At 58.9% G+C, this 14,994-nt stretch carries 11 protein-coding genes; 2 read left to right on the top strand and 9 right to left on the bottom strand.

Annotated elements, in window-relative coordinates:
* Window positions 1–35 precede the first annotated feature (35 nt).
* Window positions 36–710: a CGNR zinc finger domain-containing protein gene (locus RLW55_RS08525; RefSeq protein WP_409561069.1), complete on the bottom strand. Its 675-nt coding sequence runs from the start codon at window positions 708–710 to the stop codon at window positions 36–38.
* 633 nt (window positions 711–1,343) lie between these two features.
* On the bottom strand, window positions 1,344–2,375 hold the full coding sequence (locus RLW55_RS08520) for an aldo/keto reductase (protein WP_423416140.1): 1,032 nt from the start codon (window positions 2,373–2,375) through the stop codon (window positions 1,344–1,346).
* 110 nt (window positions 2,376–2,485) lie between these two features.
* On the opposite strand from RLW55_RS08520, the gene RLW55_RS08515 reads away from it, so the two are divergent.
* Window positions 2,486–3,082: a TetR/AcrR family transcriptional regulator gene (locus RLW55_RS08515; RefSeq protein ID WP_409561071.1), complete on the top strand. Its 597-nt coding sequence runs from the start codon at window positions 2,486–2,488 to the stop codon at window positions 3,080–3,082.
* Window positions 3,083–3,566: 484 nt separating this feature from the next.
* On the opposite strand, the gene RLW55_RS08510 is transcribed toward RLW55_RS08515, so the two are convergent.
* Window positions 3,567–4,532, bottom strand: coding sequence for an AraC family transcriptional regulator (locus RLW55_RS08510; protein WP_414464570.1), 966 nt, complete (start codon window positions 4,530–4,532; stop codon window positions 3,567–3,569).
* A 153-nt stretch (window positions 4,533–4,685) separates the two neighbouring features.
* On the opposite strand from RLW55_RS08510, the gene mddA reads away from it, so the two are divergent.
* Window positions 4,686–5,465 carry a methanethiol S-methyltransferase gene (mddA, locus tag RLW55_RS08505; RefSeq protein ID WP_423416139.1) on the top strand — a complete coding sequence of 260 codons (780 nt, stop codon included), beginning with the start codon at window positions 4,686–4,688 and terminating at the stop codon, window positions 5,463–5,465.
* A 385-nt stretch (window positions 5,466–5,850) separates the two neighbouring features.
* On the opposite strand, the gene cobA is transcribed toward mddA, so the two are convergent.
* From cobA to RLW55_RS08475, 6 genes are read right to left on the bottom strand one after another with little or no spacing between them, the layout of a single operon-like run.
* The gene (gene cobA / locus RLW55_RS08500) at window positions 5,851–6,783 is read right to left on the bottom strand and encodes a uroporphyrinogen-III C-methyltransferase (protein ID WP_423416138.1); all 933 of its coding nucleotides are present in this window, start codon (window positions 6,781–6,783) and stop codon (window positions 5,851–5,853) included.
* Window positions 6,784–6,822: 39 nt separating this feature from the next.
* Window positions 6,823–8,133 (bottom strand): porin, encoded by a 1,311-nt coding sequence (locus RLW55_RS08495; protein WP_423416137.1) that lies wholly within the window; start codon window positions 8,131–8,133, stop codon window positions 6,823–6,825.
* Window positions 8,134–8,137: 4 nt separating this feature from the next.
* Window positions 8,138–10,795, bottom strand: coding sequence for a molybdopterin-dependent oxidoreductase (locus tag RLW55_RS08490; protein WP_423416136.1), 2,658 nt, complete (start codon window positions 10,793–10,795; stop codon window positions 8,138–8,140).
* Between the two features lie 11 nt (window positions 10,796–10,806).
* Window positions 10,807–11,148, bottom strand: coding sequence for a nitrite reductase small subunit NirD (gene nirD / locus RLW55_RS08485; protein ID WP_409561076.1), 342 nt, complete (start codon window positions 11,146–11,148; stop codon window positions 10,807–10,809).
* Window positions 11,148–13,601 (bottom strand): nitrite reductase large subunit NirB, encoded by a 2,454-nt coding sequence (nirB, locus tag RLW55_RS08480; protein ID WP_423416135.1) that lies wholly within the window; start codon window positions 13,599–13,601, stop codon window positions 11,148–11,150. The genes nirD and nirB overlap by 1 nt, the downstream gene beginning before the upstream one ends.
* Window positions 13,602–13,618: 17 nt before the next feature.
* The gene (locus RLW55_RS08475) at window positions 13,619–14,941 is read right to left on the bottom strand and encodes an MFS transporter (RefSeq protein ID WP_423416134.1); all 1,323 of its coding nucleotides are present in this window, start codon (window positions 14,939–14,941) and stop codon (window positions 13,619–13,621) included.
* Between the last annotated feature and the right edge of the window lie 53 nt (window positions 14,942–14,994).

Below are 14,994 nucleotides of genomic sequence, written 5' to 3'. Positions count from 1 at the left end.
GACGCAAATCGCAGCGGCACGGCGTAAAGCGTATATCAATGACGCTGATCTCGTGCCTTTTGCGTCCGCTCGCGGTGTGCAGCTTGTTTAGCCCTATTGCCACAGACAGCCATGCTGCACCACCGTCTGCCGCGAGCTCGCGTCCGATCGACAAAGAGAAGCGTGCAGGCTGGCCCTTCACAAGCTTTTAGGTTGGTGAAATCCTCTGTGCAGATCAAATCAGCCAGAGATCGCGCCAACGGAAACAGCAACGAGTCGGGCGCTTCCCAGCGCCTCTGTGGTCGCCACATGAAACCCGATCCCGGCGCAACATCGTGACCGTGCACCGAATTTCTGCCGTGGGATCGACCGCGAACTACCAGCTGACCATACTCTGCATCGCGCGCAAGAAGCTGATTAAGAGGCTGGAGTTCGCGGAGCGCTCGCGCGTCGAGGGGCTTGCCCATGTGCTTATAAACAAACCGCTTGAACCAATCCCGTAAGTCGCGAGCTTGCGCTGCAACCGCATCGAGTTCACGGGGAGCCGACTTCTTCCGAAAAGCCTCCAACACGTCCTCGGGGACCAATCCACCTTGTTTAAGCCAAGCGAGAAGATCCTCCCCAGAGCCAAGCCACTCAACCTTCTCGTCCACCGGAACGGCGATAGAGTTCAGGAAGTCTAATCCCAAATTGTCAGCAATGAAAAACGGGGGCGGACGGTTGGTTGTCATGGACTTTCAAGAAAAACTTCAACCCACTAAGTAACCATTGATTTCGGATTTTACAAGTTACACTAAAATTGAGCCCTCTGACCAAGAAAATTAGCTGAGGCGAGCAACAGGCGTTTCAACCTGCCTGCCATTAGCTTGAAGGGATACCACAGCGTGCGAACCCACATCGCGTGGGAACTCCACTGCGTCCCTACGCTCCAAGCCGCCGAGGTAGCAGCCTAAAAATCCGAACTCAACGTCACCGAAGGCGTCGAAATTAAAATGAAACTTCAATGACATAAGTGTTCGTACTTTCATCTTGTCCGGCGCGCCATATGGCGAGAGGGCCGCAGTCGACCACCACTCAAATCACGGCTCGGGAAGAAGTTGGCAGAACATCTGCTTTCTGACCAAAAAGCGTTTGCGCGAAACGCCGAAGACCAATTCCGCTCGGGCCAAAGCGAAATTTCATCCAACGGAAAGAAAGACAAGTTTGAACGAAGAGTTGCCGGACGCCAGCATCGTCAACGATCCCTTGCGATCTGGAGGCCGTTCCCCTGATTGGCGCCGGTGACCTGGGTGTCGCGTTTGTCGTGCGTAGCCATTCTCCTTCGAAGTTACGAATTGTCTGGGTTGTCGGGCGATACCGCTGATCTACACGGCGGCGCGTTCGACCGCGGGCCGGCGGCGCAGGTCGGCTTTCAAGATTGCCGGCGGATTGTAGGCTGCCCCGTTTACAGCGATATCGTTGCCCGGCGGGGCGATCTGGTCGATTCGGTCGAGAAGATCATCGCTGAGGCGCAACTCTGCACCGGCGAGGAGATCGTCGAGATGCTCCATCGTGCGCGGCCCGAGAATGGCGGACGTCACGCCCGGGTGCGCCATCACGAACGCCATCGCCAGGTGGGTGAGTGATAGCCCTGCTTCGACCGCAAGCAGAATCAACTCCTCCACGGCATCCAGGCTCCGCTCATCCGACATCTGTTTCGGAAACACTTTCACCCGCAGGCTATCAGGCAGCGGCTGCCCCTTGCGGTAGCGCCCGGTGAGCAGGCCCTTCGAAAGCGGGCTCCAGACCAATACGCCCATGCCATAGCGCTGACATGTCGGCAGCATGTCCCGCTCAATTCCCCTGTCGAGGATCGAGTAAGGCGGTTGTTCGGTACGGAAGCGAGCGAGGCCGCGCCGCTCTGCCACCCACTGCGCTTCAACGATCTCGGAGACGGGGAAGGTCGAGGAGCCGATCGCGCGCACCTTGCCCGCGCGCATCAGATCGGTGAGCACGGAAAGCGTCTCCTCGATATCGGTATCGGGTGAAGGCCGGTGAATCTGGTAGAGGTCGATGTAGTCCGTCTGCAGCCGGCGAAGCGAGTCTTCAACCGCGCGGGTAATCCAGCGCCGCGAATTGCCCTGCATGTTTGGGTCATCGCCCATCGGCCCATGCACTTTTGTCGCGAGCACGATCTTATCTCGACGTCCCTTCAGCGCCTTGCCGATAATTTCTTCGGACTCGCCAGCGCTGTAACGGTCGGCGGTATCGATGAAGTTGATGCCAGCGTCCAGCGCTTTGTGGACGATGCGGGCAGCATCGTCGTGATCGGGGTTTCCAAGTTTTCCAAACATCATCGCACCCAGGCAATATGGGCTGACCTTGATGCCTGTTCGTCCCAATGAGCGATATTGCATTGCTGGTTCTTTGCTCCGATGTGGTCAACTCAAGCGTGCCACGCTATAGAGATCAAGCGGAACACGATTCCGTTTATATGGAACAATGTTCCGATTAGCAAGAGGCGCATGTGAAGGACAAACCGGCGCATCGCGAAGAGGGATCGGAACATTCGAAGCGCGCAGATGCGCGGCGCAACGTCGACTCGTTGCTGCAAGCCGCTAAGGAAGTCTTCGCGACATCAGGAGTAGACGCGCCGGTTCGAGAGATTGCTGAGAAAGCCGGCGTCGGCCTCGGCACCGTCTACCGACACTTTCCTCAGCGATCTGATCTGATCGTCGCAATCATGCAACGTGAGATCGACGCCTGCGCAGAGGCCGCGCAGACTTTGTCTGCCAAGCACAAGCCGGGCGAAGCATTGGCTCGTTGGATGCAGCGTTACGTCGATTTCGTTGCGAACAAGCGGGGCCTGGCAAGCGCACTCCACTCGGGCGATCCGGCCTACGAGCCGCTGAGAGGATATTTTGACCAGCATCTCAAGCCCGCGCTTTGCGCGCTGCTGGATGATGCGGTTAGAGCAGGCGAGATCCGAGCGGGGGAAGAGCCGGACGATCTGCTGCGCGCGGTTCCGAGCCTGTGCATGTCCGCCGAGGGAAAGGAGGGCTTGGCGCGCGCTCGACGAATTGTTGCCCTCCTTGTCGATGGATTACGCTACGGCGCGTCTTGAGTGAATACGTTGCCATAAAGCTACCGCACGTCCGCAACGGGGCACGAGCGATCATGAAGCACACCTTTCCTGACGTGGGCATTAACACGCATCTTGCGATCGAGGAACTCGAACGATCAGCTGCGCACAAGCGATCGCAGTGCGGCTTTCGCGGCTGCTGTCAACGAAATCCCGTGCTTTCCAGTCTGCGCGACGAATGACGTATTGAGGATCACGGACGTGTCCTCGCGCAGTTGTGGGGCAGAACGGCCTGAAGGGTCAGCAGCCCGGCACGAGCTAATATATGTCGGAAAAACGACGCGCGCTGCTGGGCTGCAGAGCTACAAGACGCCTACCGCCGACGAGCCCGTCACCGAAGCTGCGCCTTGAAGCGGGTCAGGCTGTTTCAAGCAACCTTAACAATGACGCAAAAGTTCTCATCTTCATCATCACCGGCGCGCCACTCCAAAAAGCTAAATTAATTCAGCCGTTGCAGCGGCCGTTCCTATTCGACCTTATAAAGGTTGTTGCGCCACGTGGCCGGAGGGAGCCCCAGGCTGCGCTTGAAGGCTCTGTTGAAGGCAGCTTCGGACTTATATCCTACTTGCTCACCTATGCGCGCCAATGACATTTCGCTGTTGCGCAGGTGATGCGCGGCGACCTGGATTCGCCAGCGCGCTAGATAGCGCATTGGTGGCTCACCAATTAGGCGGACGAAGCGGTCCGTTAACGCCGAGCGGGAAAGGCCGACCTCGCGCCCTAAGCTCTCAACGGTCCATTCGTCGGCGATCTGAGTATGAAGCAAGGAAAGAGCACGCGATACGAATGGATCTTTCAAGCCCGCGAGCCATCCGGTGTGTTCGTCGGGAAGACCTTCGACATACCTCCGCAGAGTTTCGATAAAAAGGAGTTCCGACAGCTTTGCCAACACTGTCTCGGAGCCAGCTCTGTTGGCTGCGACCTCGTCGGCCGCGAACTCGAGCGAGCTTCGCATCCAGGCCGCGGCGCTCCCCTGTCGGATGTCGAAGCGAAGCAACGGCGGAAGCCTCTCCGTTAAGGGATTGCCATCGAGGCGATCGCAACCCAGGAAGCCGCACACAATGCGTGTGCGTTCGCCATTGCCACCGTGCCGAGCCGTCCAAAACCCGCCACCAGGCGTAACGTTCATTACCTGCCGTGTCGGCACGGGCGGCAGATCTAGTGTGCTGCCCAGGACATGGATGTGATTATGCGGGAGGATCACAACCTCGCCAGCCTCGATAGCTACGGGAGTTTCGCCCGGAACCTGTGCTAGCAAGCGTCCTTCAACGACGTAATGGTAGAGAACAAGGTGCTCCGCGCCCTTGGTCAAGACTCGCCTTTCCTCTTCGCCGAGATGAGAGGAGACGCACCACGGCGCAGCGAACTCGGCGTGCAAGAACACACCGCCTCGTAGCCGAACAACTCTCAGGACATCTGACAGCGCATCCATTGCCGAGCAACATATTCCGGCGTTTTGAGCAAGACGTTCGGTGAACTGATCATAGGTGTCCAACGGGGCTTCAACTATACCAGTCTCCGAGGAGACGGCTATGCGCCTACTCGGCCGACAAATTCGGCCTGCCCCAAACGAGGAGGAATCTCAATGGGTCGAGGAATTACCTTCGCCTATGGACTCGCATCTTACTGCGCGTTCCTTGGCACAATCTTGTACACTATCGGCTTCGTTAGCGGTTTTGGCGTTCCAAAGACGATCGACACCGGCCAAGCTGCGCCTCTCAGTGAAGCACTCATTGTGAACATTCTTCTCCTTTCGGTGTTCACTGTGCAACATAGTGTGATGGCCAGGAAGCCGTTCAAGAAATGGCTGACGCAGTTCATTCCTTCTGTAGTCGAGCGCAGCACATACGTTCTCTTGTCCAGTTTGGCGCTCATTCTGCTGTTCTGGCAGTGGCGACCGATTACTCACGTTGTATGGCACGTGAGTGAACCAACTCTGGCGATAGTCTTGTTTGGGCTGTCATTGTTTGGCTGGTTGCTCGTCTTCGCCAGCACGTTCCTGATCAGCCATTTAGAGTTGTTTGGCTTGCGGCAAGTCCTTCTCAATCTGACGGGGCAACGTCAAGCGGAGCCTCAATTCAGGACACCTATGCTATACAAAATTGTCCGACATCCCCTCTATCTCGGCTTTGTCATTGCGATGTGGGCAACGCCGCTGATGACAGCGGGGCATCTGCTTTTCGCCGTGGGGGCAACCGCCTACATCCTGGTGGGCATCGCACTCGAGGAGCGAGACTTGAGCGAACTCTTTGGCGACGAGTATAATCACTACCGTCAGCGCGTCCCGATGCTTGTGCCATTATTGCGGAAGCACGATATGGACAAAGCTACGGCGATCCACCGGGCCAACTCCGAAATTTGCTAGTGTCCGGACGCAATACGATTGGTCGGTTGCACTGCCCGGCGGGATAACTCCTCCTCCGACGAGGCAGCGCGCCCTTCGCAGTCATCGTCTTCCCGCATGAGATTATCCGCCTCCGCCAACGCGGCGGCTGCGACCCCAACTGCCGGGCCAAGAGTAGGATTTTCGCTCAATGCGACTAGTGCGATTGAGCAGACTGGGTCACCTTACGAACTAGAAAGGGCGCTGCGGAGTGCGGTAGGTTGCTATTACCTCTGCTTTTGGCTGAGGCAGGTCTCCAACAGCGTCTCGATCGCCTTCGCATGCAGGCTGAAAGGGGTCTCCGTCGCAGGGTGGGTCGTTCTGCAGGCGGTATATCCCTCAAAAAACCGCAGCGCAAAGCGCACGCTCAAACAACCGCGTATCCACTCTGCGGCAGGCAATGCGCGGCTATGGTTTCGGTTCCCGCGTATACTGATCCGATTCCGAGTACGAGCGGTTCCGAACGATCGAACTTCGCAACAACACTTTCAAGCTCTTTAAGCTGACAGCTCGCAACCTTCTGATTTTGACGACTGAGCGAAGACGCCACACCAACGGGTGTATCCTCTGACATCCCGAGCGCGATGAGGCGCTCAGAAATTTCTGCGGCGAGAGGCGCGCCCATATAGAAAACCGTCGTCGCCGAAGGATCGGCGATCGCTTGCCAATCGAGATCTTCCGGCAGGCCGCCGTTTTTCGAATGCCCGGTCACGAAGCGTACTGATTTTGCGTGATTGCGATGCGTCAGCGAAATTCCGAACGCGGAAGCCATCGCCGATGCCGCTGTGATGCCGGGCACGATTCGTGCCTCCAGACCTTGTGCTGCGAGATACGATACTTCTTCTCCTGCCCTTCCGAAGATCGCGGGATCTCCGGCTTTCAGGCGAACGACATGACTGCCCGCGCTGGCGTATTCGACCATCAGCCGATTGATGTCGTCTTGGCGGCAACTCGGCCGTCCACCTCTCTTGCCAACGCAAATCAGCTCGGCGTTTCCCGATGCCATTTTGAGTATGGCGTCGGAGACAAGCGCATCGAATAGAATGACATCCGCTGCTTCTATGGCGCGCAACGCCTTGATCGTCAGAAGCTCGGGATCACCGGGCCCCGCGCCGACCAGCGTAACGCAACCGCGCGGCTTGTCGCCTTTTATTGTCGAGCCGATCTTCGCTGCCGAACCCTTCAGCATTGCGGCAACCGGCGCCACGGCGGCCTTTAATGCCAAACCGAACATTCGGAGCAATGACAACTGCCCTGAACTTGCCGCCGGCTGCGAAAACGTCGTCGCATCAGATTGCATGGAGAAGTCCTCAGCCATCGCCGATCCAAATTTCAGGCTTCAAAAATTGATCAGCCCACCAAAGCTGACGAGGTCGAGGCCTTCGAGGTCGGATAGACTGGACACGCCCGACACATCCGCATCGTAGTGCTGATATTTGACGTAGACCGTCATCGCTGCTGCGTCCATCTCCTGGGCTATGCCACCGCCGTAACGCTGGAACGAACTCCCCGTCGCGCCAAGCGCCAGCGCAGCCGGTCCAAGCTGGTCATCGTATTCGGCATAATCGCCATAGACGATCGTCGCACCCAGCGGCGTCCAGTTCCGGCGGATACCCGACTTGATGTACCAGTGATGGCTGTCGGGTGCGGTCGCACCGTTCACAAGCTTGGCGTCGTTGTTGTCTTCACGGCCGTACGCGCCGTGGAAGAACAGACCCGTCGGCATATGCTCGATGTAGCCGCCGGCCTGGAAGTATTGACTGTCCTTCGAGGTCAGCACGGCCGTGCCGCTGATGCGCTCATCAGAGTTCTCAGAATAGCCGACGCCAAGATTGACCTTGAAGTCGTTCCACTTGCCAGCATAGCGCGCTGCAAGCTCCCAGTCGTCGTCTTCGCCCCAACTCGCCGAGACTGAGAAGCCGCCAAACACAGGTGAATCATAGCGCACCGCGTTCATCACGATGCCATCGCAGTCGCCGCCGATCGGCGCATCCTGCGAATAACAATAAGACAGCTGCCCCCAAGTCATGTTGCCTGGTGCATAGCCGCCGCCCTTCTGGCGCAGCTTGAACTGCGGAAAGCCGTCGAAGAACGTGTAGTTGTCGATGACCTGCGTGCCGGATTTGTCCGTGAACATGGCCGCACTTTTGGAGGCGTTCGCCTGACGGCCGACGCTCAAGCTGCCGAGCTGCTCGCTCTTCAAATACCAGAACGACATCTGGACATTGAGGCCTTGGTTGAAGTCCGCCGAATTCTGGTTCATCGCCGCGCCGGTCGAGGCGTTGCGTCCAAACGGATTATCAGCGAGGTTCTGGATGCGCAGCAGGTAGCCGGCGGTCCATCCGGGCAGGATCTGGGCCTTGCCGTTGAAGATCACATGCGTGGCCTGCGTCGGGCCGAGGCCATGCAGGTAGACGTTGCTTTCAGCGCCATCGTCCCACCAGGTCATCTCTTGAGCCACGTAGCCCGAGATCGTCAGCGAGACCTTGCGATTGCCTTTGCGCGCCGTCGTTGCTTCAAGCTCGGCAACGCGTTCTTCCAAATCCGCGCAGCAATCACCGCCAAGGTCAGCCGCCTGAGACGGGGTAGAGAAACTCGGCAACGCACCAAACGCCAGCATCACAGAAAGATATTTGCTTGCTCGCTTCAAAGATTCACTCCGCTGCCTGAAGGTTCTGCGCTTCGATAATGGTTTTGATTTCGGCACGGCATGAGCCGCAATTTGTTCCGGCCTGTAACGTCTCGCCGATGTCTGCCACGGTACGGCAGCCGCGCCGCGCAGCAGCAGCGATGTCGTTGGCGCCGACCCCGAAACACGAGCAGACCGTTGCGCCCTTATCGGCACCGCCAGCGCCCGGACGACCAGCGATGATCCTAAAGCGAGCAGCGCGCTGATGTGCCGCCGCGAGTTGTGCAACAGCCCAATCGCGGGACACGGCCACCGGCTCGGGAGCGAGGAAAACAGCGCCCAACAGCGTTTCATCGCGATAGCAAGCGAAGCGGTAGCGTGCGCTTTGGCGGTCGTGAAAGGCGATCGTATCGGCGTCGGACGACGAACCGAAAAGCGCGTTGGCGAACGCGGCCCAATCTTCGCGCGCCGACGCAAAGCCAAGCTCGATGCGCCAGCCGCCGTTGCACTTGGCAAGCGCCCAGTATTCAGCGTCGATGTGCTCTGGCTTGCGGGCAAGAACCGCAAAGCCATATGTTTCGGCGACGAAGCGCTCGATGCGAACAGCGACGTTCTTCGAAGCCGGCTGACCCGAGATCGGATCGACAATAGACGGCACGAGAGTATCGACGCGAGCCTTCGAGGAGAACTGATCCGTCCAATGCATCGGAACGAATATCGAGCCGCGTTGCTGGCGCGGCGAAATCAGCGCTCGCACCAGGACAGCCGCAGACCCAGTCGAAACGCGAACGAGATCTGCGTCCGCGATACCGTAACGACTTGCGTCTTCGGGATGGATCTCGGCAAACGGCTCGCCGTAATGCTGTGACAGACGCTGACTTTTTCCAGTACGGGTCAGCGTATGCCAATGATCGCGAATGCGACCGGTATTGAGAGTCAGAGGAAAAGCTGAAAGTTCGCGCCGACCGCTGCCGATCCTAGTGTTTACGAAGCGTGCCTTGCGATCAGGCGTGAAAAAGTTTCCGTCCGCAAAGAAGCGGATGCGGGAACTCTCGCCTATCCGGCGAGGCCACTGACACGGTTCGAGTGCGTCGAAATCGTCCCCGGAAATATTGCTGAATGCGCCGATATCGAAATCGCGGGTGCCTTTATTCTCGAATGCGGAGAGCGCCGCATGCTCAGCGAAAATCTCTGACGGCGACTGGAACGCGAAGGCGCCGCCGAATCCCATGCGCTTTGCGACTTCGCACATGATCCACCAGTCGGGTTGTGCTTCGCCGGGTAGCGGTAGGAAACTGCGCTGTCGCGAGATGCGCCGCTCGGAATTGGTGACGGTGCCGCTTTTCTCTCCCCATGCCGCGGCCGGAAGCGTGACATGAGCATGGCGCACCGTGTCTGTCTTCGCGATGACGTCCGAGACAACAACGAACGGGCAGTTGCGCAAGGCGTCTTCAACGTCGCCTGCATCCGGCATCGAGACGACGGGATTCGTCGCCATGATCCAGATCGCCTTGATGCGTCCATCGGCGACGGCGCGGAACATATCGACGGCTTTGAGGCCGGCCCTTGCCGCGATCACCGGAGATTGCCAGAAGCGTTGGACGCGGTCGCCGTCGCCTACCCTGTCGAATTCCATATGAGCGGCGAGCGTGTTTGCCAGACCGCCAACTTCGCGACCGCCCATGGCGTTTGGCTGGCCGGTAATGGAAAACGGCCCCATGCCTGGCTTACCAATGCGGCCCGTCGCGAGGTGGCAATTGATGATGGCGTTGACCTTGTCGGTGCCGCAGGACGATTGGTTGACACCCTGACTGAAGATGGTGACCACCTTTTCCGTGCGCGCGAAGATATCGAAGAAGTCTTTAAGCCGTGCGTGCGACAGTCCGGTTCGCTCAACGACGGTCAGCGCATCGACAGATTGCGCAGTGTTGAGTGTGCCTTCGAACCCCGTTGTGTGTGCGGAAACGAAGGCGTCGTCGATTGCGCCCACATCAGCCAGATGATTGAGCAAGCCGACGAACAGCGCGACGTCGCCATCAGGCTTGATCGGCAAATGCATCTCAGCGAGATCGGCGGTCATCGTTCGACGCGGATCGATCAGCACGATCTTCATGCTCGGCCGCTTCTCTTTTGCCGAGACGATGCGTTGATAGAGAACCGGATGACACCACGCGAGGTTCGAGCCGACGAGCACGATGAGATCCGCGCATTCGAGATCCTCGTAGCAGCCAGGTACGGTATCGGTGCCGAATGCGCGCTTGTGCCCCGCAACAGACGACGCCATGCACAGCCGCGAATTCGTGTCGATATTCGCCGAGCCGATGAAGCCCTTCATCAGTTTGTTGGCGACGTAATAGTCTTCGGTGAGAAGCTGGCCGGAGACATAAAACGCGACCGAGTCCGGGCCGTGCTCGGCGATCGTCTTGGAAAAACCAGAAGCGACGAAATCGAGCGCCGCGTTCCAGCTCACGCGCCGACCGCCGACTTCGGGATATAGCAGGCGATCATCGAGAGCGACGGTTTCGCCAAGCACCGAACCCTTCGAGCACAGCCTGCCAAAGTTTGCCGGATGATCCGGATCGCCGCTCACCGCGACCGTGCCGTCAGCCGACGCTTCTGCAAGCACACCGCAGCCGACGCCGCAGTACGGACACGTCGTCTTGGTTGGCTGAGGCATGGTCATCTCTATTTGCCTTACGCCGCGCGATGGGCTTTGGCTTCGGAAGCCAAGGCAATAAAGAGTTGGTCGCCTTCGACCTTGACCGGTATCGTCCGCACGCTGCCTTCATCGGCGCCGAGCGCTTTGCCGGTTTCGAGCGAGATGACCCAGTTGTGAAGCGGGCATGTTACGGCGGCGCCGTGGACGATGCCCTGACTCAGCGGCCCGCCCTTGTGCGGACAATGATCTTCGATTGCAAAGATGCGATCTTCCGCCGTGCGGAAGACCGCGACCTTGCCTTGCGGCGTCTCGACACAGCGCGCACCGCGTCGCGGAATATCGGTGATGCTGCCTATCAATGCCCAGCTCATGTCCATCACTCCGCCGCGTCTGCCATGCCGATGGTTGCCATCGGCTTGAACTCATGCTTGTGCAGGCCGGAAACGCGTTCCGACCACGGGTCAACCTGTGCGAATTTCTGCGAATGGACGAAGCGGTCGTAATAGCCGCGGCGCTTCTCGGTATCATCGAGAACCTGGCGACGAATCTCGTCGATGGTGACGCGCTTTGCCCATTTGTAGATGCGTTCGAGATAGCGCGCCTGCTCGCGGTACATCTGTACGAGCGCAACAATGACTTCGAGGGCTTCGTCCTCGGTTTTGACAAGACCCAGAACTTCCGTGCCCTTGATGTCGAGACCGGCCGCACCTGCAAAATGAACCTCGTAGCCGGAGTCGACGCAGATCACGCCGACGTCCTTACAAGTTGCTTCGGCGCAGTTTCGCGGACAGCCCGAAACGGCCATCTTGACCTTCGCGGGCGTCCACGAGCCCCACATGAATTTCTCGATGCGGATGCCGAAGCCGGTCGAATCCTGCGTACCAAAGCGGCACCAGTCGGTGCCGACACACGTCTTCACGGTTCGCAGACCTTTCGCGTAAGCGTGACCCGATACGAAGCCCGCTTTGCCGAGGTCGGCCCAGACCGCGGGCAGGTCTTCTTTCTTCACGCCCAGCATGTCGATGCGCTGGCCGCCGGTCACCTTCACGGTCGGAATGTTGAACTTGTCGACGACGTCGGCGATGGCCCGCAGCTCATTTGCACTCGTAACGCCGCCCCACATGCGCGGCACGACGGAATACGTGCCGTTCTTCTGGATGTTCGCGTGCACACGCTCGTTGATGAAACGCGATTGATAGTCGTCGGCGTATTCGCCGGGCCAGTCGCAGACGAGATAGTAATTCAACGCCGGGCGGCACTTGGCGCAGCCGCACGACGTCGTCCACTCAAGCTCCTGCATGACGGCGTAAATGTTCTTGAGGCTTTTCGCCTTGATCAATCGGCGAACATCGTCATGGCCCAGGGTTGTGCATCCACACATCGGTTGCACGGCGGTCGGGTTGTAGGTATCCCCGAGCGTCAGAGCCATGAGTTGCTCAACGAGGCCCGTGCACGAGCCGCACGAGGCAGAAGCTTTGGTGTGAGCCCGGACGTCATCGAGCGACGTCAGGCCCTTCACCTGAATGGCACCGACGATCTTGCCTTTGCATACGCCGTTGCAGCCGCAGATTTCTGCGTCATCGGGCAAGGCTGCAACGGCCGCCATAGGGTCGAGGGGCGTTCCTCCCTGATAGGCCTGGCCGAAGATCAAGGTGTCGCGCATGTCGGAGATATCGACCTGCTTCTTCTTCAGGTCGTTGAACCACGCGCCATCGGCGGTTTCCCCATAAAGGACAGTACCGATGATGCGGTTATCCTTCAGAATGATGCGCTTGTAGACACCGGCCGAGGCATCGCGCAGGACGATCTCGTGCCGGTCTTCTCCGTCAGCAAAGTCACCGAGCGAGAAAAGCTCGATACCGGTGACTTTGAGCTTCGTCGGCGTGTCGTTGTGGACGAACGCCGCCGTGCTTTTTTCGTCTGCGAGGTGGGCCGCTGCCACGCGCGCCATTTCGTAAAGCGGTGCGACGAGGCCGTAAACGTGCCCACCGACTTCGGCGCACTCGCCGACAGCATAAATATCAGGATCGGATGTCTGCATGCCGGCGTTGACGAGAACGCCGCGATTGGTGGCCAGACCAGCCTCTTTTGCGAGCCCGGCATTCGGCTTGATACCGGCCGCCATGACGACGAGCGTCGCTGGAATGATACGACCATCAGCAAGCTCGACACCTTCGACACGTCTGTCGCCGAGAATGGCTTTCGTGTTGGCCTTGCAGATGACCTTGATGCCGCGATCTTCAATCGCGCGCTGCAAGAGATAACCTGCCGCGGGATCGAGCTGGCGCTCCATCAGCGTCGGCATTAAATGCAGGACAGTGACGTCCATGCCCTGTGCTTCAAGACCTGCCGCAGCTTCCAATCCCAAGAGGCCGCCGCCGATAACGACCGCCTTGGCCCGCGACTGCGCCGCAAGCAGCATGGCGTTGACGTCATCCAAATCACGATAGCTCAAGACGCCCGGCAGATTGTTACCCGTCACCGGCAGAATGAACGGCACCGATCCTGTCGCGATGACGAGCTTGTCATAAGTTTCGACGACGCCGTGATCGGACGTCACGGTTTTGGCGTCGCGATCGATAGCGACGATCTTGTGGCCCTTATAGAGCGTGATGCCGTTTTTGATGTACCAGCCGTCGCCGTGAATGATGATCTGCTCATAGCTCTTCTCGCCGGACAGAATGGGAGAGAGCATGATGCGATCGTAATTGACGCGCGGCTCGGCGTTAAAAATCGTGACGGCGAAGCGGCCGGGTGATGTCTCGAACAGATGCTCAAGCATCCGCCCAGGCGCCATGCCATTGCCGATTATGACGAGTTTTTCCGTCATGACTGTTGTTCCCGCTCTCATGCCTGGCCGGCGATTTGGGCCAGGGCGCTGTCGGTATTGGTTGCGGATTTCGGGGAGGCGTCATCGCGCTCCATGCTTCGGATCGAAAGGTGCATCCAGACGAACAGAGCGACGACGATGACGAACAGCAGCATGAAGCAGCTCGTCCAAAGGCCCGTCACCTGATTGAGAAAGCCGAAGGCGATTGGCAGAACGAAACCTCCCAGGCCGCCGATCATGCCGACGAGGCCGCCGACAGAGCCGACGTTGTCCGGGTAGTACGTCGCGACGTGCTTATAGACGGCGGCCTTGCCGATGCTCATGAAGAACCCGAGCACCATCGCGATTCCGACGAATATTAAGGGGCTGATCTCGAAGTGCGCAGAGATCGGTCCGTGCGTGCCGTGCATGACGTAATCGGTCGGTGGCAGCGACAGAGCTAGCGTCGCGATGGCGGAGACGCCGAAGCACCAGTACAGGACAGCGCGGGCGCCGATGCGATCCGACAGCACGCCGCCGTAAGCGCGGAATATGCTCGCCGGAATCGAATAGGAGGCAGCGATCATGCCAGCGGTTTCGATGTCGAAACCATAGACGCCGATCAGGTAACGCGGCAGCCAGAGTGCGAGGGCGACGAAAGCGCCGAACGTGAAGAAGTAGTAGAAGGAAAACCGCCAAACGCGGATATCCTTCAGCGGCGCGAGTTCCATTGCGTACGCCTTTGGCGCTTCGCCTGTGCGGCGGCGCTCAGCGGTGACCGGGTCGTCGGTCGTCGTAAACCAGAAGACGATGGCCATCACCGCCAGTACAGCCGCCCAGATCAGCGCGACGGCATGCCAGCCCCAGGCAACGAGTGCGAACGGGGCAAGAAATTTGGTGACGGCCGCGCCGACGTTGCCGGCGCCGAAGATACCGAGTGCGGTGCCCTGCTGTCCGGATTGATAGAAGCGCGAGACATAGGCAATACCGACCGCAAATGAGCCGCCCGCGAGACCTACTCCAAGCGCCGCAACAAGCATTTGCGTATAGGTGTGCGCGAAAACGAGAAGCGCCGTCGCGATGCTTGCAGCGATCATGTTGAGCGTGAACACGACCCGTCCGCCGTAGCGGTCGGTCCAGATGCCGAGGAAGATGCGGGCGAGCGAGCCGGTCAGAATGGGCGTTCCCGCCAGCAGACCGAACTCGGTTTCATTCAATCCGAGCTGCGCCTTGATGCGAATGCCGATGATTGCGAAGATCGTCCAGACTGCGAAGCAGGCCGTGAAAGCGATCGTCGAAATCCAAAGGGCGCGCCCTTCAACCGTGGACAGCGATAATCCCGAACTTTCCTGTGTGCGCATCGATTGCTCCCGGTCGTGGCGCTAAAAACAAAAAAGCTGCCGGCCAAGCGCTC

It is taken from the genome of Hyphomicrobium sp. B1 (assembly GCF_049532635.1).
Classification (GTDB): domain Bacteria; phylum Pseudomonadota; class Alphaproteobacteria; order Rhizobiales; family Hyphomicrobiaceae; genus Hyphomicrobium_B.
Note: the sequence above shows the minus strand (reverse complement) of the source record. Positions and strands in the feature narration are given on the sequence as shown.

Bases quoted from the DNA above. Each gene is read 5' to 3' on its own strand.
- RLW55_RS08510 (WP_414464570.1), bottom strand. From the start codon at position 4,532: ATGGATGCGCTGTCAGATGTCCTGAGAGTTGTTCGGCTACGAGGCGGT.
- RLW55_RS08475 (WP_423416134.1), bottom strand. From the start codon at position 14,941: ATGCGCACACAGGAAAGTTCGGGATTATCGCTGTCCACGGTTGAAGGG.
- nirD (WP_409561076.1), bottom strand. From the start codon at position 11,148: ATGGACATGAGCTGGGCATTGATAGGCAGCATCACCGATATTCCGCGA.
- cobA (WP_423416138.1), bottom strand. From the start codon at position 6,783: ATGCAATCTGATGCGACGACGTTTTCGCAGCCGGCGGCAAGTTCAGGG.
- mddA (WP_423416139.1), top strand. From the start codon at position 4,686: ATGGGTCGAGGAATTACCTTCGCCTATGGACTCGCATCTTACTGCGCG.
- RLW55_RS08490 (WP_423416136.1), bottom strand. From the start codon at position 10,795: ATGACCATGCCTCAGCCAACCAAGACGACGTGTCCGTACTGCGGCGTC.
- nirB (WP_423416135.1), bottom strand. From the start codon at position 13,601: ATGACGGAAAAACTCGTCATAATCGGCAATGGCATGGCGCCTGGGCGG.
- RLW55_RS08525 (WP_409561069.1), bottom strand. From the start codon at position 710: ATGACAACCAACCGTCCGCCCCCGTTTTTCATTGCTGACAATTTGGGA.
- RLW55_RS08520 (WP_423416140.1), bottom strand. From the start codon at position 2,375: ATGCAATATCGCTCATTGGGACGAACAGGCATCAAGGTCAGCCCATAT.